At 69.0% G+C, this 930-nt stretch carries 1 protein-coding gene; it reads left to right on the forward strand.

Annotated elements, in window-relative coordinates; all coding sequences use genetic code 11:
- Positions 1-387 precede the first annotated feature (387 nt).
- The coding region (locus ACW9TB_RS39320; RefSeq protein ID WP_472753207.1) for an ABC transporter permease at positions 388-930 on the forward strand (543 nt) is incomplete at its 3' end.

Below are 930 nucleotides of genomic sequence, written 5' to 3' on the forward strand. Positions count from 1 at the left end.
ATCGGGTGCTGGTTCTGCGGGAGGGCCGGGTCATTCGTGAGGCCGGTGCCGGTGAGCTGGACGAGCACGCGGTCCTCGACATGATCATGGAGGGGAGTGCCCTGTGACCGTTTCCCTCACCGGACTCCCCGAACCTCCCGGGTTTTTCGGATCCTCCGGGAGACCCGGAACTCCCCGACCCCCTGTGCACCCCGGACACACCGGGCCTCCCGGACGCGCCGGGAACCCCGTACCCGCCAGGAACCCCCGGTGTGCCGGGGACCCCGTACCCGCCGGGAACGCCGGACGCGCCGGGACTAGCGAAAGGAACCGACAGGTCTTCATGGACGTCATCTCACTCCGTTCCGGAGCCCCGGGTGCCGTGGCGGTGCCCCGGTGAAGCCGCCCGTGGACGAACACGACCGCGTCGAGGCGCCCGCCCGCAAACCCGTCGTGGCGAGCCCGCTCGCCCGCTTCGGAGAGACGCGCCATCTCGGGCTGGTGGTCGCGCTGGTGTTGCTGGCGGTGGTGGGCCTGGTCACGGTGCCCGACACCTTCGCCACGACCTCCAACATGGTGAGCATCCTGTCGCTGGCCGCGACCATCGGAGTGATCACGGTCGGTATGACCTTTGTGATCATCGGTGGGGGTATCGACCTGTCGGTGGGTGCGATCATGGCGCTGGCGTCGGTGTGGGCGACCACGCTGGCCACCCAGTCCTACGGGCCGTTCGTGATGATCGTGTGCGCGGTGCTGGTCGGCACGGGCGCGGGTCTGGTCAACGGGTTGCTGATCTCGTACGGGCGGATGGTGCCGTTCATCGCCACTTTGGCGATGCTGGTGGCCGCCCGGGGGTTGGCGCAGCGGATGTCGGACCGGCGCACCCAGCTGGTGCAGCAGGGCAACGAGATGATCGTGGAGTTGTCGACGAGCCGGGTGCTGGGCATTCCG

This window comes from Streptosporangium sp. H13245 (assembly GCF_055690525.1).